We start from the raw sequence: 18,425 nt of genomic DNA, 5'->3' as shown, positions 1-18,425 counted from the left end.
ATAATCCATAAAAGTTTAAGTTGAGGAGGAAAATAAATGATATTTCACGCATTTTTAATAAAATATGCAGAAATAGCCATCAAGGGCAAGAACCGTTATCTGTTTGAAGATGCCTTGGTGAAGCAGATGAACATTGCCCTTTCCAAGATCGAGGGCGACTACCGCGTTGTGAAGGAGCAGGGACGTGTTTATGTATTCTGCCCGGAGGAATATGATTTTGACGAGGCTGTAGCAGCATTAAAGACCGTATTCGGTATCGTTTACATCTGCCCGGTTGTGATCTATGAGGACAACGGTTTTGAGCAGATGCGCGCTGATGTTGTGGAGTACATGAAGAATGTACATCCGGACTATAATGGAACCTTTAAGGTATATACAAGACGTGCCAAGAAGTCTTATCCGGTAAATTCCATGGAAGTAAGTGCAAGGATCGGAGAGAGCATTCTGGATGCTTTCCCGGAGGCAAAGGTGGATGTACACCAGCCAGAGCTTACTGTTTCCGTTGAGATCCGTGAGAAGATTTATGTATATTCCAAGAGCATCAAGGGACCTGGCGGAATGCCGGTTGGAACCAATGGAAAAGCCATGCTGCTTCTTTCCGGCGGAATTGACAGCCCGGTAGCCGGATATATGATCGCCAAGCGCGGCGTTAAGATCGAAGCGGTTTATTTCCATGCTCCGCCATATACCAGTGAGCGTGCGAAACAGAAGGTTGTAGACCTGGCTAAGCTGGTAGCAAAATATAGCGGACCGATCAAGCTTCACGTAGTAAACTTCACCGATATCCAGCTTTACATTTACGATCAGTGCCCACATGATGAGCTTACCATCATTATGCGCCGCTACATGATGCGGATTGCCGAGCATTTTGCAAAGAAGGACAACTGTCTCGGTCTCATCACAGGTGAGAGCATCGGACAGGTTGCCAGCCAGACCTTACAGAGCCTTGCAGCTACCAATGAGGTTTGCACACTTCCGGTATACCGTCCGGTGATCGGCTTTGATAAGCAGGAGATCGTAGAGCGTTCCTGGGAGATTGGAACTTATGATACTTCCGTACTTCCGTATGAAGACTGCTGTACCATTTTTGTTGCCAAGCATCCGGTTACAAAGCCAAATCTGAATGTGATCCGCAAATCAGAAGAAAAGCTGGCTGAGAAGATTGATGAGCTGATGGAAGTGGCACTTAGCACAACCGAAGTGATCGAGATCCAGTAAAAAGAGAAAATTGTAGATGCATATTTCCCCGTCCTGTGCCAGCCAAAAGCGTTCGGTACCTTTATAGAGGATATGAACAGGAAAGATCCAGTGATCTTGGCTGGCTGGACGGGGATGTTTTATAAGCAAAAAAAGAGGAACTGCGAACAGTCCCTCACACAATCGAATATTTCATTATTCAACTGTATATTTGTCGATGATCTCCATAACGCTGTCAAGAGCAGCTCCATCAGCATGGATATTGAGGTCGATCGGTTTGGATAAATCTAAGCTGAAGATGCCCATGATAGACTTAGCGTCGATCACATATCTTCCGGATACCAGGTCGAAGTCGCAGTCAAATTTGCTGATCTCGTTTACGAATGCTTTCACTTTATCGATAGAGTTAAGTGAGATTTTTGCTGTTTTCATTGTGATATAACCTCCCTTGAATAGTTAGTGGTTTGCTTTACAGTACCCATATTACCTGTAGCCCGAATAAAAGTCAAGGTGAAAAAAGAGAAAAATTGGCAATAGAATTAGTGAAATTGTATAAAAAGTTTACAAGTTATGGAGGAAAGAATGAAAAAAAAGGTTGCATTACACAATCTTGGATGTAAAGTAAATTCTTATGAACTGGAAGCTATGCAGCAGCTTCTGGAGCAGGCGGGATATGAGATCGTGTCTTTTGAGCCAGGAGCTGATGTTTATGTGATAAATACCTGTACGGTCACAAATATTGCAGACCGCAAATCCCGCCAGATGCTTCACAAAGCAAAAAAAATGAATCCTGGCGCCGTAGTGGTAGCCACAGGCTGCTATGTGCAGACGGATGAGGGAAAACTGGAAAAGGACGAAGCCGTGGATCTGGTACTTGGAAACAACCAGAAGAAGAACATTGTGGAAGTTCTGGCAGAGTATGAAAAAGAGCATCAGCGTCAGGCCCATATTATCAAGATCAACCAGACAAAGGAATATGAAGAACTGGAGATCAGCCGTACAGCTGAGCATGTGCGTGCCTATATTAAGGTACAGGATGGCTGCAACCAGTTTTGTACTTACTGCATTATTCCCTATGCAAGAGGCCGTGTGCGAAGCAGGGAAAAAGAGAATATTTTAAAAGAAGTGCATAAGCTTGCAGAAGCAGGATATAAGGAAGTGGTGCTCACGGGAATCCATCTCAGCTCTTATGGAGTGGACTTTAAAGATGAGAAAAAGGAGACCCTGCTTTCCCTGATCCAGGCCGTAAATGAAGTGGAAGGAATCCAGCGGATCCGTCTTGGTTCCCTGGAGCCTGGAATTGTAACAGAAGAATTTGCAAAAGAGCTGTCTTCCATGCCAAAGGTCTGCCCACACTTTCATCTTTCCCTGCAGAGCGGATGCGATAGCACTCTGGAGCGGATGAACAGAAGATACAGAAGCGCAGAGTATAAAGAAAGATGTGAGCTTCTCCGCAAATACTTCGGAAATCCAGCGTTAACCACAGATGTGATCGTTGGTTTCCCAATGGAAACAGAAGAGGATTTCCAGGCTTCCTATGATTTTGTGAAGGATATCCATTTCTATGAGACCCATATTTTCAAGTATTCCCGCCGCCATGGAACCAAGGCTGCCGCCATGTCCGGCCAGCTGACAGAGGCACAGAAAGCTGTGCGAAGTGATAAAATGCTGGAGCTACATCAGATCCGGGCCACCGAATATGAGGATTCCCTTCTTGGAAAGAGTCTGGAGGTGCTTCTGGAGGAGAAAGTGGACATTGAAGGAAAAACATATTATCTGGGACATTCCAGGGAATATGTGAAGGTAGCAGTACCAAAGAGCGGGGAATATGGTGTTAATGATATTCTGGCAGTGAAGGCCCAAAAGGCTTTGCAGCCACATGTTTTGCTGGGAGAAGAAATCAAGATCCTGTAAAGAATGGGAGGGTTACTGTTTGCAGGTAATATTCCGCGAAGCGTGTTGCTGTGAGCGGAGTGAACAGTAACATAGGAAGAGGCAAAAAGGAAACCTCTGCAAAATTAGGATTGTAATTTACTCGCAATTATATTAAAATAAAAAAGAAATAATCGTAAGGACGTGAGAAAAATGGCAGAAAATAATCTGGGAAGTACACAATATTTCAGAACAAAACCAGATCAGGAGCTTGAGGTAAAAGAAATCCTGGACCTGGTTTATAACGCAATGGAAGAAAAAGGCTATAATCCGGTGAATCAGATCGTAGGCTATATTATGTCCGGTGATCCTACTTATATCACCAGTCATAAGGGCGCCAGAAGCATGATCATGAAGGTTGAGCGTGACGAACTTGTTGAGGAATTGCTGACCGAGTATATTAAGAACAGATCCTGGGAATACTGATTATGAGGTTAATGGGATTAGATTACGGTTCCAAGACGGTGGGCGTTGCCGTCAGTGATCCACTGGGATTGACCGCACAAGGTGTAGAGACAGTCTGGCGTAAGCAGGAGAATAAGCTTCGTCAGACTATGGCGCGGATCGAAGAACTGATTTCGGAATATCAGGTAGAGCGTATTGTCCTTGGATATCCGAAGAATATGAATAATACCATCGGCGAGCGGGCGGTGAAATCTCTTGAGTTTAAAGAAAAACTGGAGAAGAGAACTGGCCTGCCTGTTGTGATGTGGGATGAACGACTGACTACAGCGGAAGCGGAGCGGACTTTGATGGAGACTGGTGTCAGACGTGAGAATCGGAAGCAGTTTCTCGATCAGATGGCAGCGGTTTTGATCTTACAGGGATACCTGGACAGAATGAATATGAATAAGGACGAAAATAATGGAGAAAATTAAATTTCAATCCGAGGACGGGATTATAGAATTTTTTGTGGAAGAACAGACAACAGTTGCAGGAATTACCTACCTTTTGGTTTCAGATTCCCAGGATGATGAGGCAAATGCCTACATTATGAAGGATGTTTCCGAAGAGGGAAGCGAGGAAGCCAGCTACGAGATGGTAGAGGATGATGAGGAACTGGTTGCAATTTCCAAGGTGTTTGAACAGATGCTGGATGACGTGGATCTTGAAGTGTAATGATCTGGCAGTAAGCTCCTTACGCAGGCCGAACAATGGCCGTAACTAAAAAAGACGCTTTATCCTGTACCGTGAAGAACGTTTGGGTTACCAGTAAATTGTAACCCGTCTGGAGGGTAAAGTGCGCAAAAATGGAGGATGGATTGATTGAAGACGGAAAATGAAATGAACAACAATGGGCAAAAGACTCCGGCAGCCGGAAACGGAACAAGAAAACCGAATTTCAGACATAAAAATTATAGATATAAGGCACAGCCGAAGAAAGATGGACAGAAGAGTTCTCAGGAAGGCAGACCGGCGAAGGGCAATTATAAGCCACAGTTCCGCAGTCAGGGGAAAACTGCTTTAAAGAGACCTCGTAAGAATAACAACGGCTCCAAGCTGAAGATCATCCCACTGGGCGGTCTGGAACAGATCGGAATGAATATTACAGCTTTTGAGTATGAAGATAGTATAGTAGTAGTGGATTGCGGACTTGCCTTTCCGGAAGATGATATGCCGGGAATCGATCTTGTAATTCCGGATATCACTTATCTGAAAGAGAATATTTCCAAGGTAAAGGGATTTGTGATCACCCATGGACATGAGGATCATATCGGAGCACTTCCGTATGTGCTGAAGGAAGTAAATGCACCGATCTATTCTACCAAGCTGACACTTGCGCTGATCAGCAACAAGCTGAAAGAGCATAATCTGACTAAGAGCACCAAGTTAAAAGAGGTAAAACACGGTCAGGTGATCAATCTTGGTGACTTTGCCATTGAATTTATTAAGACCAATCACAGTATTCAGGATGCATCTGCTCTGGCTATTTATTCACCAGTTGGAATTGTGGTACACACAGGCGATTTCAAAGTGGATTATACACCGGTATTTGGCGATGCCATTGACCTGCAGAGATTTGCAGAGATCGGACGCAAAGGGGTTCTGGCCCTTATGTGTGATTCCACAAATGCAGAACGTCCAGGCTTTACCATGTCTGAACGTACAGTAGGTCATGTTTTTGATAATCTTTTTAATGAATATAAGACAGCACGAATCATTATCGCAACCTTTGCTTCCAATGTGGACCGTGTGCAGCAGATCATTAACACGGCATACCGTTTTGGACGAAAAGTTGCTGTAGAAGGCCGCAGTATGGTAAATGTTATCACCACTGCCGCAGAGCTTGGATATTTGCGTGTTCCGGATCAGACACTGATCGAGATCGACCAGGTAAAGAATTATCCGGATGAACAGCTGGTACTGATCACCACTGGAAGCCAGGGTGAATCTATGGCAGCTCTTTCCCGTATGGCAGCCAATATTCATAAGAAGATCACCATCAAGCCAAATGATGCCATTATTTTCAGCTCTCATCCGATCCCAGGCAATGAGAAGGCTGTTTCCAAGGTTATCAACGAGCTTTCAATGAAGGGCGCCAAGGTTATTTTCCAGGATGCACATGTATCCGGACATGCCTGCCAGGAAGAGATCAAATTGATCTACTCTCTGGTGAAGCCGAAATATGCGATCCCGGTACATGGAGAATACCGTCACCTTACAGCCCAGAAGCTGGTGGCTCAGGAGCTTGGATATTCCAATGATAATATCTTTATCCTGAAATCCGGAAATGTTCTGGAGATTGATGAGAACAGTGCTGCTGTTACCGGCTCCGTACACACCGGTGCGATCCTGGTAGATGGTCTTGGAGTAGGTGATGTTGGAAATATCGTACTTCGCGACAGACAGCATCTTTCCGAAGATGGTATTATGATCGTTGTCATGACACTGGAGAGACACAGCAATGTGGTGCTGGCTGGACCGGATATTGTATCCAGAGGTTTTGTATATGTAAGAGAGTCCGAGGATCTTATGGATCATGCAAGAGAGGTTGTGGAACTGGCTCTTGACGGCTGTCTGGATAAAGGCATTACAGACTGGAGCAAGATCAAGGCAGCTGTAAAGGATGCACTGAGCGACTACGTATGGAAACGCACCAAGAGAAGTCCGATGATCCTTCCGATCATTATGGAGGCATAAGGAAAGGCACAATGAACGAGATGGAAGAGTGTATAGACGCCCTTCTGGCGGCTGTACGAGGCAGTGAAGAGTATCAGGAATTTGTGAAATACAGAGATCTTCTGAAGGAGAACCCGGAACTGATGGACCGTGTGAATGCGTTCAGAGGAAACAATTTCCGATTACAGAATGAAGCAAACAGAGATGAGCTGTTCCGGGTAACGGAGCAGCTCAACAGAGAATCCAGGGAGCTTCGCAGCGATCCCCTTGTAAATGCTTTTCTTGACGCAGAGCTTGCACTTTGCAAGCTGATGCAGAAGATCTGCAAAACACTTACAGAGGGGATTGATCTGGATATCCCTGAATTATAAGGAGGAAGCATGGGTAATACAAGAGATCAGGTGGGAAAGGCAGGGCTTTTTGTAGCCGGCGGAATTTTTCGTACTGCTTTTTACGTCTGTGTTGCAGTGCTGGTTTTCTGGATCGGCAAGTCAGCGTATCAGTTCGGTTACAATGTTTTTAACCAGCAGGCTGTCAGCCCGGGAGCTGGACAGGAAGTGACAGTTGTGATTCCGGAAGGCTCATCCACCTATGAGGTAGCCAAGATCCTAAAGAGCAAGGGACTGATCGAGGACAGCCTGGTGTTCTATGCACAGGAGAAACTTTCTACATACAAGGGGAAAATGAAGGCTGGAACCTATCTGTTAAGTACTGCATACACCCCTACGCGTATTATGGGAATCCTTGCCGGGGATGAGGAGCAGACCGGTGTCACACAGGATACTGGTGCTGCTGATACGGCGGCCGATACCCAGACTACAGATGCAGGAACCGATGTAGCTGATACCCAGAATGCAGATGGTACAGCTGACACGCAGGCAGCTGATGGAGCTGCAGTGGAAGGAGAGTCCGGACAGTGATCGTTGAGGAAAGGATGCGTACGTACATCAATTCTCTTGATATGGGGAATACTCCCTTTCTGGAAGAACTGGAGAAGGAAGCACTTGCAGGAAGAGTTCCTATTATCCGCAAGGAAATGCAGAGCTTTCTGAAAATGTTCCTGGCAGCCACCCGTCCGGAGAAGATCCTGGAGGTGGGAACTGCAGTTGGTTTTTCCACTTTGCTGATGTGTGAATACGGACCTGAGAATCTGAAGATAACAACAATTGAGAATTATGAGAAAAGGATTCCCATTGCCCGGGAGAATTTCAAAAAGGCGGGACGGGAATCCCAGATCCGGTTTCTTACCGGGGATGCAGGCGAGATCCTGAAAGAACTGGATGAAACCTATGATCTTATTTTTATGGATGCTGCCAAAGGGCAGTATATTAACTGGCTGCCGGATGTGTTAAGATTAATGCATAAGGGAAGCATTCTTGTCTCTGACAATGTTCTTCAGGAAGGAGACATTATTGAATCCCATTATCTTGTAGAGCGGCGCAACCGTACGATTTACAAGCGGATGCGTCAGTATCTCTATGAACTGAAACACAATCCGCTGCTGGAGACTTCCATACTTCCTTTGGGAGACGGGGCATCCATCAGTGTAAAGAAAGAGGAATGATATGCGTAAACCAGAATTATTAGTTCCGGCAAGCAGTCTTGAAGTTTTGAAGATTGCCACGGTGTTCGGAGCAGACGCTGTTTATATCGGAGGAGAAGCTTTTGGACTTCGTGCCAAAGCCCGTAATTTTTCAAAGGAAGAAATGGCCCAGGGAATTGCATTTGCCCATGAGCATGGTGTAAAAGTCTATGTGACAGTGAATATTCTTGCGCATAACTACGATCTGGCCGGAGTAAGGGAATACCTAAAAGAGCTTAAGGAACTAAAGCCAGATGCCCTGATCATAGCAGATCCAGGTATCTTCACCTATGCAAAGGAAATCTGTCCGGAGATCGAGCGCCACATCAGTACCCAGGCTAACAATACCAATTACGAGACTTACCGTTTCTGGTATCAGCTTGGAGCGAAGCGTGTGGTAACTGCCCGTGAGCTTTCCCTGGAGGAAATACGCCAGATCCGTGCCAATATTCCGGATGATATGGAGATTGAGACCTTCATTCACGGAGCAATGTGTATTTCCTATTCCGGCCGCTGCCTGCTCAGCAATTACCTGGTAGGAAGGGATGCAAACCAGGGAGCCTGTACACATCCATGCCGCTGGAAATATTCCATTGTAGAGGAATCAAGACCAGGAGAATATATGCCTGTTTATGAGAATGAGCGCGGCACCTATATTTTCAACTCCAAGGATCTGTGCATGATCGAGCATATGGACGACATCCTCACCAGCGGGATCGACAGCCTGAAGATCGAGGGACGTATGAAAACAGCTCTTTATGTAGCCACTGTTGCGCGTACTTACCGCAAGGCCATTGACGATTACCTGGAAGACCCAGCCAAATACCAGGCAAATATGTCCTGGTATCAGGAGCAGATCGCTGGCTGTACGTACCGTAAATTTACAACTGGCTTCTTCTACGGCAAGCCAAGCGAAGAAGCGCAGATCTATGACAACAATACCTACGAGAAGGGATATACCTATCTGGGATTTGCAGAAGCAGTGGATGAGAGAGGCTATGTGCAGATCACACAGAGGAACAAGTTCACCGTGGGAGAGACCATTGAGATCATGAAGCCGGACGGAACCAATCTTCTGGTACCGGTGAAGGCAATCTATGATGAGGAGGGCAATTCCGTAGAAAGCGCTCCCCATCCCCAGCAGAAGCTGTTCGTAGATCTCGGCGGCGGTGCAGAGGTTTACGATATTCTCCGCCGCAGTGAAGCGTAAGTCTGTGAGCAAATCAGAAAAATAACCAACGGGTAAAACTCGCAGAGCGTGTTTTACCCCCGTTTTAAGGAAAAAGCGTCCGCAGTTTTTGCAGGGCGTTTTTTTCAATTCTGGAAACGTAGGAACGGCTGATGTGAAGATGCCGGGCGATTTCCCGCTGTGTCTGTTCCCTGCGGCCAAAAAGCCCGAAGCGGCAGCAGATTACTTCATATTCTTTTGGGGACAGCACCGCTTTCATGGAATCCAGTACATGACGGATGTCTTCCCGGGTGGAATATTCCTCCACAACATCTACAGTTGGGCCTTCCATCACATCCAGAAGACTGATCTCATTTCCCTCTTTATCTGTGCCGATAGGCTCATACAGCGATATTTCCCGGGAATGCTTTTTTCGTGAACGGAATAACATAAGCAATTCGTTGTTGATACACTTCCCGGCATAGGTGGACAGCCTTGCTGTCTTGGTGGAATCGAAGGTGGAGATTGCTTTCATAAGTCCGATGGTGCCAATGGAGATCAGATCATCCAGCTCCACATCCGTTCCCTGATATTTTTTTACCACATGGGCAACAAGCCGCAGATTGCGTTCTATGAGAATATTTTTTGCTTCCATATCGCCCCTTTGGTACTGCTGAAGATAATACTGCTCCTCGGCCATTGTCAAAGGTTTCAAAAATGTCTTCAAATCGCTACCTCAAAGGGGATTTCTATATAGTCTATGAAAAATACAGGCTCTAAGTGCCTGGCAATATTCTTTTTCACAATTTACATTGAAATAAATGGGGAAAATCATTATAATAAACACAGAGTCGAAAGAATGTTGCTGTATCCGTACAGCAGAAGAAAACGAAAGACGTAAGGTGAATGATTTTGAAAAAAAAGATCGAACAGCTTTTAAACGGAAAGTTTGAATATGAACAGCCACAGCTTCTTTTTTCCAAGGAGAAGATCGCCCTAACCATGAAGGCAGGGGAGACGAAGCGGGGAGAAGTCTATGTGGGAACAGAGGACAACCAGAAGATCTGCGGTTATGTAACCTCTTCCAGCCGCCGTCTGGTGCCGGGCATGGACCATATTTCCGGGACTACAGTGCGCCTTCCTTTTGGCATTGACACTGTGGGACTTGCTCCTGGGGACAGTCTGAAGGGATGGCTGTGTTTTACAACAAATGTAGGAGAAGCACGTCTTCCATTTGAAATAGAAATTGAAAAAGAAGAGATCCGCAGTTTTTCCGGTGTTGTGGAAGATCTGGACGGGTTTGTAAAGATTGCGAAGGATGATTTTAAGGAGGCTTTCCGCATTTTTAAGGAGGCAAGCTTCGCAAGAATCCTGGAGAAAGAGGACAAGAAGATCCAGACTCTTTATCAGGGCTTGTCCAGACAGCCGGTGACTTACCAGCATCTGGAAGAATTTCTCATCGCCGCCGGCAAGAAAGAGAAAGTGACCATCAGTGCCAGAGACCTAGGCAAGGAATACTATGAACTAAGCGATTCTGTAAAGGAATCTTTCTATATCCAGAGAAGTGGATGGGGACATCTGCGTCTTGATGTGGAAGCCGTAGGGGACTTCCTTGAGGTTCCCCGGAAGGTTGTTACAGACGAGGATTTTATCGGCAGCCACTATGAAGTGGAATATCTGGTTCACAAAGAAAAGCTTGGAAATGGGAACCAGTTCGGCAAGATTGTGATCAAAAGTCCTTATCAGGAGCTTGCCTATACCATTGTAGCCTCCACAAGCGGCAAGCTGGATGTGGACATCCATATTGCACAGGAGAAGAGCAAGCTGGAGCTTTTACGTGATTGTCTGGCTTATCTTTGCTATGAGACAGCTGTGGCAAGCTGCCTTCCTGGAAGGGATAACCCGGCGGCAAATGGCTGGATGGATTTTTCTACATGGTGTGCAAGCAGCCATTATACCCTGAACCAGCTGCACCAGACAGGCTGCGATTATCCGGAACATCAGATGTATGAGGCCTTTCTTCTGTATATGGAGAATCATCACGAGGATGCCAGGAAGCTTCTGGAGAGCTACCAGGACAAATCTTACACAAGAGATGACCTGGAGTTCGCAGGAATTTACCTGTATCTGTGTACGCTGACCGGTTTATATAAGGATAAGGTTCATGCTTTATCCAGAATCCGCAATTTTTATATGCAAAAAAGTGACAGCTTTGTCCTGCTGTGGATCCTTCTGAAACTGGATCCTGCATACAAGGAGACACCTTCCAAGGCCCTGTTTGTGCTGGAAGAACAGTTTGACAAAGGCTGCCGCAGTCCATTCCTTTATCTGGAAGCATGGAAGATCATCTGCAAGGATATGACACTTCTTCACAGGCTGAACAGCTTCTGGGGACAGGTGTTCCGTTTCGCTGCAAGAAGAAATCTTCTTACCGAGGAGCTGGTGATGCGCCTTGCATATCTTTCCGGATACGAGAAAGACTATAACGAGAGCATTTATTATGCCATGACAAAGGGGTATGACCAGTATGCTTCTGATGATACCTTAGAAGCGATCTGCAAATATGTGATGAAGGGAAACCCAAGAAAACCGGAATATTTTCCTTGGTTTTCCCGGGCAGTGGAGCATGGACTTCGCCTTACCAGACTTTATGAGTACTATGTGGAGACCATGGATACCTCCAGAAGAATTGAACTTCCCAAGGCGCTTTTGATGTACTTTACTTATAACAGCGATTCTCTGGGAGATTCCAAGCGGGCCTTTATCTACTCCTGTATTATTGCAAACAAGGAGAAAGAGCCGACAGCATATGAGCGCTATGTGCAGAGCATGCGGGAGTTTGCGAAGAAAAAGCTCTCTGAGGGCAAGATGAACGAGAGCTATGCTGTGTTGTACCAGGAGTTCCTTATGGAGCCCCGCACAAAGGAAGCTGCAGATTCCTTTGCCCAGAAGATGTTTACCCACAGACTTTATTTTGATGACAAAAAGGTCCGTTACGTGATCGTGCGTCACAGCCAGATGGAGCAGGAGGAACTGTATACCTGCGTTCAGGGCGTGGCATATCCGAGGATTTATACAGAAGACGCTGCCATCCTTTTCCAGGATGAGAAGCAGCGCAGATACAGCGCTACAGTAGATTACAGTCTGAAAAAGACCATGGATGAGGAAAAAGCAGTGCGGAAGGTGCTGTCCCTTGGTGTGACAGAGCCTGGTATTCTTCTTCACTATTGCGAAAGCCATGAGCTGGATAAGGACAATCTGGATATTTTCCAGAGGCTGGTAGAATCCGCTGCTTTTGGCGCAGAATACAAGCAGAAGGTGCGCCGCAGGATCCTGGATTATTATGCTGCCCATGTGTATGGGGAAGATCTGGACCAGTACTTAAAGCAGATGGATTACCGGGAATATGCCCGGGTGGACAGAGAGAAGCTTCTGGTGGTCCTGATCAGCCGCGGTCTCTTTTCCCAGGCCCAGTCCATTGTGGAAGAGTTCGGATACGAAGGCGTGGATATGCGAAGCCTGTTAAAGCTGGTCAGCCGTATGATCGTGCGCTGCGATATGCTGGAGGATGAGGAACTTCTGGCCCTGGCTTCCGATGTGTACAGAAATGGATTTTATGATGAAGTGATCCTTACGTATCTGATGAAGTACCGTTTCGGACCTGTGGATGAGATGTTTGCTATCTGGAAAAGTGCAGTGGGCTTTGAACTGGATACCTATGACCTGGAGGAAAAGATCCTTCAGTTGCTGATGTTTACCACGGATTACCGCAAGGAAGGGGAGCATGTGCTGGAATCCTATATCCGCCATTCCGGAAGGGAGTGGATCGTAAGCGGATATCTGACACATGTATCTTATGGTATTTTTGTAAAAGAATATACCATGAGTCCTTTTGTGAAAAACTGTCTGATAAATGCTTATATGCAGAAATGGCCAGTGGATCAGGTGTGCCACCTGGCTTTGTTCAAGGAGCTTTCCAAGGAGAAGAGCAGAAAAGAGGCTTTTCTTTCCATAGAGAGGGATCTTCTGAAACTGTGTATGGAAAAAGAAATGGTATTTTCTTTCTTCCACAGGCTTCCGCCGGAAATCTTAAGCCTGTATCAGATGGATGACAAAACATGTGTGGAATATCATACCAGTCCGGATGCGAAGGTGACGCTTGTATATGCCCTGGATACGGGACTTGGAAGGGCACTGGAGTACAAGACAGAACCCCTTAAGAATGTGTATGAGGGTATTTTTACCAGACCATTTACTATGTTTTATGGGGAAACCCTGCATTACTATTTCCTGGAGGAATGTGACGGTCAGAGCAAAAAAACACCGGAGCGTGTGCTGAGCATGAGCAAGGTAGAGGGTACGCCGTTCAGCAAATACCAGATGCTGAACCAGATCCTGTCTGCAAGAAAGCTGGATAAGCATGGCGAAGTGAAAAAGGGACTGAAACAGTATCTCCGCCAGGAGCAGTATGTGAAAGAAATGTTTGTCATTACAGAAGAGGACTGAATATATGAACGAAATTCGTGATTTGATCATAGGAATTGATTTTGGAAAAGAATATTCCCAGATCTGCTATTATGACCGGAAAGGGGAGGAACCCTGTTCCGTGTCTATGAAGGTTGGTTCCGAAGAATATGAGGCGCCTACCTGTATCTGCAGACGAGGGGAGCACAAAGAATATACCATCGGTCTTGAGGCAGTCTATTTTGCCAGGGAAAAGGGCGGTCAGATGGTGGATGACCTGTATGGGATCTGTAAGAAGGAAGAAAGTGTGCAGATCCTAGGAGAGCAGGTAAAGCCATGGGAGCTGCTTCAGGTTTATCTGGAAGGAATGCTGAAATTCCTTGGAGTGGCAGACATTGTAAAAAATACAAAGTGTCTGGTGATCACAAGCCCGGAGCTTGAGGATACCCAGGTAAAAAATATGGAAAAAGCCTGTGAAGCCATTGGCTTTCGCAAGGAGCAGTATATGCTGATGGACCATGGGGAGAGCTTTTATTACTATTCCCTTACCCAGAAAAGAGAGACCTGGAACCGCAGCATTGGCTGGTACTCCTTTGATCAGGATGCGGTAAGCTTTCAGCAGCTTACAATGGACGGAAGCACAAGACCGGTTCTGGTGCGTTTGGAAGAGCCGAAGACCACAGTTCTGCCATCTCTTACAGCCCCTGAGGAAGAGGGTGAAAAGGCGGTAGAAGCAAGGGATGAAGCTTTTCGTGACTTTGTGAAGGAAACTCTTGGAACCGGACTTTTTTCCAGTATCCAGATCACAGGATATGGATTCAGCCCGGAGTGGGCCAAGTTGTCTGTTGGAAGCCTTTGCATGCAGAGAAGAAAGGTTTATTATGGAAATAATCTTTTTGCAAAGGGAGCCTGTGCAGCTGGCAAAGAAAGGCTGGAGGATAAGATCCTGAAGGGCTACCGCTATATGAGTCCTGCACTTGTTCTGAAGGATGTGGGAATGGAGATGCGGGTGATGGGAGCTCCGGCTTATTATCCGCTGATCGAGGCTGGAAAGAACTGGTACGAATGTAAGGCTGGATGCGAGCTGATCCTGGATGATACCACAGAGCTTGTTTTTGTTGTGGGAACCTTTGGAGAGAAGCAGAAAAAGAAGGTGATCATGGGACTGCCGGGACTTCCGGAGCGCCCCAATAAGACCACAAGGCTGTCGCTGTCTCTTGCCTATGTGTCACAGAAGAAATGCCGGGTTGTAGTAAAGGATCTTGGCTTCGGGGAAATGTTCCCTTCAAGCGGCAGGGTCTGGGACGAACTGGTGGAGTGGTAAAGGAGGCAGAAGATGAGCGGTTATATTTTATGTCAGACAAAGAAGGCGGATAAGCCGTTTTTTGTGGAGAGCATCAATACCAATATTTATTCGCTGGAGGAGCTTTGCTACTTTTTGTACCACAATCTTTATCTGGTGGATGCCTCTATTATAAATGAAACTCTCTGTACCTGGATCAGCGAGGAGCTGGACCTGCCCAGGCTGGCGGCCAAGCTGCGCCCTCACCTTGGCAAGTTTGCAAGCGCAGAGGATGTGCTGTATCCGGTGTTTAAGGAGATCAATTATCTGACTTATGAGGAATTAAAGAGCTTAAACGTGAAGCTTTCAAAGCTGGATCAGGAGTTCCCGATCCTTAGGAAAAAGCAAAAGGGAGATGCCCTGGTGAAGAATAAGATGTATGTAAGTGCCATCAAGGTATATCAGCAGCTTCTGAAAAAAGAGGGGCTGGATCAGGTGAAGCCAGGGCTGACCATGAGTATCTGGCACAATCTTGGATGTGCGTACAGCTATCTTTTCCAGATGGAGAAGGCTATGGAGTGCTTCTGGGAGGCGTTTCTTACAGAGAGCGATGAGAAAGAGCTGGTTTGTTACCTGCTTGCTTACCGCAGTGTGAAGAAGCCGCAGGAGTATGAGAACAGATTGAAGGAGCTGAAGGTGTCTGAGGAGGTAAAAAATACGCTGCAAAAGGCGCTGGATGAATTTACACAGAAAAAAGAGATCAGCATAAAGCCAGGGAAGACAGATGAAATGCTGGAGAAGCTGACGGGAGAGTATCATAGGAGCACAGGTTCATGATGGACCTGTGTTTCTTTTTTTCTAAAAAACTATATTGACAGATTCACTTTCATATGCTACCATACAACCATACTTTAGCATGGTAGTGTGAAAACGTACTAAAATAATGAGAATCATAGTTCAGGAGGATAGATATTATGAAAAAAAGAATGCTGGCAATTATGATGAGCGCGCTGATGGCAGCAGGTGTGTGCTCTGGTGTGACAGTTTATGCAGATGCAGACAGCAAGACACTGACCGTTGGATTTGATGCAGAGTACCCGCCATTTGGATATATGGACGAAAATGGAGAATATGTTGGTTTTGACCTGGATATTGCCCAGAAGGTTTGTGATAACCTTGGCTGGGAGCTGGTGAAGAAGCCAATCAACTGGGATTCCAAGGATATGGAGCTGAATTCCGGAAATATTGACTGTATCTGGAATGGATTCACCATCAATGGACGTGAGGACGATTACACCTGGTCAGATCCTTATCTGAACAACGAGCAGGTAATGGTAGTTGCTTCTGATTCCGGAATTGAGACATTGGCTGACCTGGCTGGAAAGAATGTGGTTGTACAGGCCGCTTCCGCTGCTTTGGATGCCTTAAACAGCGACGACAATAAAGACCTGACAGACAGCTTCGGTTCCCTTACAGAGAACCCGGATTACAACACCGCATTTATGAACATTGATTCCGGCGCAGCTGACGCAGTTGCAGTAGACATCGGAGTTGCCAAATACCAGCTGGCGCAGAGAGAGGATGGCAAATACAAGATCCTGGACGAGCCGATCCAGAGTGAGCAGTATGGCATTGGCTTTGCCAAAGGAAATGAGGAGCTTCGCGATACTGTATGGGCTGAGGTTATGAAGCTGTATGACGAGGGCGAGATCGACAAGCTGGCTGAGCAGTACGGCGTGGCTGATATGCTTTGCCTGGGAGATGCAGACAGCGCTGATGCAGCAGAGGAAAGCGCAGATGCTGAGGAGACTGCCGATGCAGAAGAAACAGATGCAGCTGAGGACGAGGCTGAATAATTTTAATTTAGAATTCATTATTTCGTACATAGAAAGCAGAGAAGAGGGTACCTGGCGCACCCTCTTTTCTTAGCGAGAAGGGCGTCTGTTTCCAAAGAAAAAGTTTGATTTACGAGAATGGCGAATGAAAGTCCATGCTCGCATGAAACCTCGGCGATTGCCGCGAAACGAAAGATAGAAAAGGCAGATTCCTTAGAATACAAGTATCAACAGGAGGAACATAATAATTATGAGTTTTAGTGTAATGTTAAGCCAGCTTGCAAAGGGAATGACTGTAACCACGGAAATTTTCTTTGTAACCCTTATCTTTTCCCTGCCTCTTGGCCTTCTGGTCTGTTGGGGAAAAATGTCCAAAATACCAGTGATCCGGTGGATCGTGTCCGCCTATATTTCCGTCATGCGCGGAACCCCGCTCATGCTCCAGCTGATGGTGGTATATTTTGGACCTTATTTTATCTTCGGAATCCGGATTTCCATGGGCTACAGCCTGATCGCGGTATTCATTGCCTTTACCATCAACTATGCAGCCTACTTTGCGGAAATTTATCGTGGTGGAATTGAGTCTATGCCTGTAGGTCAGTACGAAGCAGCCAGAATCCTCGGCTACTCCAAAGCCCAGACCTTCTTTCGCATTATCCTTCCCCAGGTATTCAAACGAATCCTGCCATCCATCACCAACGAGGTCATTACTCTGGTAAAAGATACCTCTCTGGCTTTCGTAGTAGCAGTAGCTGAAATGTTCACTCTAGCAAAGCAGATCGCCAGCTCCCAGACTACTATGGTGCCATTCGTGGTAGCGGCTGTATTCTACTATGTATTTAACCTGCTGGTAGCTGTGATCATGGATAAAGTTGAGAAGAAACTGAATTATTATCGTTAAAAATTTACCAATAACCAGCGGTTTTGCAATGTATATTCATGTAGCCGTGCATTTCAGGAGCGGTTTTAGTGTAGGCGAGATCCAGGCCTTACGGAGACTTAGCCGAGAGGGCTCTCCCGAGCGGCTTAGTCGCAGTTAGGTCTTAGCTTGCCGGAACGTTGCGACGCACGGCGGTGAATATACATTGTAAAACCGCGTCCGGGAAACCAAAGGAGTCACTTACCATGAAATTATTCGAAATGAAACACATAAAGAAAAGCTTCGGAGCCTTAGATGTGCTCCGCGACATTTCCCTGGAAGTAGATCAGGGCGAGGTCCTCAGCATTATCGGACCCTCCGGTTCCGGAAAGTCCACATTGCTTCGCTGCGCCACCGGCCTGGAAACCCCAGATTCCGGCGAAATCATCAAAAACGGAAAAATCGGTCTGGTCTTCCAGAACTTTAACCTTTTTCCACATTTTTCCGTAATCAAGAATATTGTTGACGCTCCCATTAAAGTCCAGAAACGGGACAAAAAAGAAGTCTACGCCCAGGCAAGAGAGCTTCTGAAAAAAATGGGACTCTCCGACAAGGAAAACTACTATCCCTACCAGCTCTCCGGCGGACAGCAGCAGCGAGTTTCCATCGCCAGAGCCTTGTGCATGAACCCGGACATCCTTTTCTTCGACGAGCCAACCTCTGCCCTGGATCCGGAGCTCACCGGCGAAATCCTGAAGGTCATCAAAGACCTGGCAGCCGAACACATCACTATGGTGATTGTCACTCACGAAATGAGCTTTGCCCGTGATATCTCCGACCGGATCATCTTCATGGATGACGGCCTGATCGCTGTAGAAGGCACTCCGGAAGAAGTATTTTCCTCCGATCACGTAAGAATGAAGGAATTCCTGGGGAAATTCCATCAGGGGCTTGCTTAAAATCTTTGGATGTTATATAATCCCCTT

The 18,425-nt window shown here is 46.3% G+C and carries 18 protein-coding genes; 16 read left to right on the top strand and 2 right to left on the bottom strand.

Features of this window, described 5'->3' with window-relative positions; genetic code table 11:
- Window positions 1-36: 36 nt before the first annotated feature.
- Window positions 37-1,218, top strand: a complete 1,182-nt coding sequence (gene thiI, locus ACTQ50_RS12005; protein ID WP_441484402.1) for a tRNA uracil 4-sulfurtransferase ThiI — start codon at window positions 37-39, stop codon at window positions 1,216-1,218.
- Window positions 1,219-1,392: 174 nt separating this feature from the next.
- Here the strand turns inward: thiI and ACTQ50_RS12000 are convergent, their stop codons facing one another.
- Window positions 1,393-1,629, bottom strand: coding sequence for an HPr family phosphocarrier protein (locus ACTQ50_RS12000; RefSeq protein ID WP_021925019.1), 237 nt, complete (start codon window positions 1,627-1,629; stop codon window positions 1,393-1,395).
- Between the two features lie 150 nt (window positions 1,630-1,779).
- Here ACTQ50_RS12000 and mtaB point away from each other — a divergent pair, with 150 nt between their 5' ends.
- The 9 genes from mtaB to ACTQ50_RS11955 all read left to right on the top strand — a co-directional run bounded on the left by mtaB (window position 1,780) and on the right by ACTQ50_RS11955 (window position 9,041).
- On the top strand, window positions 1,780-3,111 hold the full coding sequence (gene mtaB, locus ACTQ50_RS11995) for a tRNA (N(6)-L-threonylcarbamoyladenosine(37)-C(2))-methylthiotransferase MtaB (RefSeq protein ID WP_441484401.1): 1,332 nt from the start codon (window positions 1,780-1,782) through the stop codon (window positions 3,109-3,111).
- A 171-nt stretch (window positions 3,112-3,282) separates the two neighbouring features.
- Window positions 3,283-3,555, top strand: coding sequence for an IreB family regulatory phosphoprotein (locus tag ACTQ50_RS11990; protein ID WP_021925017.1), 273 nt, complete (start codon window positions 3,283-3,285; stop codon window positions 3,553-3,555).
- A 2-nt stretch (window positions 3,556-3,557) separates the two neighbouring features.
- Complete coding sequence (ruvX, locus tag ACTQ50_RS11985; protein WP_226817837.1) at window positions 3,558-4,007, top strand: Holliday junction resolvase RuvX; 450 nt, start codon at window positions 3,558-3,560, stop codon at window positions 4,005-4,007.
- Complete coding sequence (locus ACTQ50_RS11980; protein ID WP_441484400.1) at window positions 3,994-4,248, top strand: DUF1292 domain-containing protein; 255 nt, start codon at window positions 3,994-3,996, stop codon at window positions 4,246-4,248. Before ruvX ends, ACTQ50_RS11980 begins: the two co-directional genes overlap by 14 nt.
- Window positions 4,249-4,413: 165 nt before the next feature.
- Window positions 4,414-6,270, top strand: coding sequence for a ribonuclease J (locus ACTQ50_RS11975; protein WP_441484428.1), 1,857 nt, complete (start codon window positions 4,414-4,416; stop codon window positions 6,268-6,270).
- Between the two features lie 11 nt (window positions 6,271-6,281).
- A complete protein-coding gene (locus tag ACTQ50_RS11970) occupies window positions 6,282-6,620 on the top strand; it encodes a YlbF family regulator (RefSeq protein ID WP_441484399.1) in 339 nt (112 codons plus the stop codon).
- 9 nt (window positions 6,621-6,629) lie between these two features.
- On the top strand, window positions 6,630-7,169 hold the full coding sequence (locus ACTQ50_RS11965; RefSeq protein ID WP_441484398.1) for an endolytic transglycosylase MltG: 540 nt from the start codon (window positions 6,630-6,632) through the stop codon (window positions 7,167-7,169).
- Complete coding sequence (locus ACTQ50_RS11960) at window positions 7,166-7,813, top strand: O-methyltransferase (RefSeq protein ID WP_441484397.1); 648 nt, start codon at window positions 7,166-7,168, stop codon at window positions 7,811-7,813. Before ACTQ50_RS11965 ends, ACTQ50_RS11960 begins: the two co-directional genes overlap by 4 nt.
- A 1-nt stretch (window position 7,814) precedes the next feature.
- On the top strand, window positions 7,815-9,041 hold the full coding sequence (locus ACTQ50_RS11955) for a peptidase U32 family protein (RefSeq protein WP_441484396.1): 1,227 nt from the start codon (window positions 7,815-7,817) through the stop codon (window positions 9,039-9,041).
- A gap of 64 nt (window positions 9,042-9,105) precedes the next feature.
- Here the strand turns inward: ACTQ50_RS11955 and sigK are convergent, their stop codons facing one another.
- The gene (gene sigK, locus ACTQ50_RS11950) at window positions 9,106-9,726 is read right to left on the bottom strand and encodes an RNA polymerase sporulation sigma factor SigK (protein WP_441484395.1); all 621 of its coding nucleotides are present in this window, start codon (window positions 9,724-9,726) and stop codon (window positions 9,106-9,108) included.
- 185 nt (window positions 9,727-9,911) lie between these two features.
- Between sigK and ACTQ50_RS11945 the strand changes: the two genes are divergently transcribed.
- From ACTQ50_RS11945 to ACTQ50_RS11920, 6 genes are all read left to right on the top strand, one after another.
- Window positions 9,912-13,505 carry a DUF5717 family protein gene (locus ACTQ50_RS11945; RefSeq protein ID WP_441484394.1) on the top strand — a complete coding sequence of 1,198 codons (3,594 nt, stop codon included), beginning with the start codon at window positions 9,912-9,914 and terminating at the stop codon, window positions 13,503-13,505.
- Window positions 13,506-13,509: 4 nt separating this feature from the next.
- Window positions 13,510-14,787 carry a DUF5716 family protein gene (locus tag ACTQ50_RS11940; RefSeq protein WP_441484393.1) on the top strand — a complete coding sequence of 426 codons (1,278 nt, stop codon included), beginning with the start codon at window positions 13,510-13,512 and terminating at the stop codon, window positions 14,785-14,787.
- Between the two features lie 12 nt (window positions 14,788-14,799).
- Window positions 14,800-15,582 carry a hypothetical protein gene (locus ACTQ50_RS11935; protein ID WP_441484392.1) on the top strand — a complete coding sequence of 261 codons (783 nt, stop codon included), beginning with the start codon at window positions 14,800-14,802 and terminating at the stop codon, window positions 15,580-15,582.
- 137 nt (window positions 15,583-15,719) lie between these two features.
- A complete protein-coding gene (locus ACTQ50_RS11930; RefSeq protein WP_441484391.1) occupies window positions 15,720-16,601 on the top strand; it encodes an amino acid ABC transporter substrate-binding protein in 882 nt (293 codons plus the stop codon).
- 229 nt (window positions 16,602-16,830) lie between these two features.
- Window positions 16,831-17,481 carry an amino acid ABC transporter permease gene (locus tag ACTQ50_RS11925; RefSeq protein ID WP_295309383.1) on the top strand — a complete coding sequence of 217 codons (651 nt, stop codon included), beginning with the start codon at window positions 16,831-16,833 and terminating at the stop codon, window positions 17,479-17,481.
- Window positions 17,482-17,705: 224 nt separating this feature from the next.
- Window positions 17,706-18,398, top strand: a complete 693-nt coding sequence (locus ACTQ50_RS11920; protein ID WP_441484390.1) for an amino acid ABC transporter ATP-binding protein — start codon at window positions 17,706-17,708, stop codon at window positions 18,396-18,398.
- Window positions 18,399-18,425: the final 27 nt, after the last annotated feature.

Origin of the sequence: Blautia sp. Sow4_E7 (assembly GCF_052116245.1) — a bacterium.
GTDB lineage: Bacteria > Bacillota > Clostridia > Lachnospirales > Lachnospiraceae > Blautia_A.
Note: the sequence above shows the minus strand (reverse complement) of the source record. Positions and strands in the feature narration are given on the sequence as shown.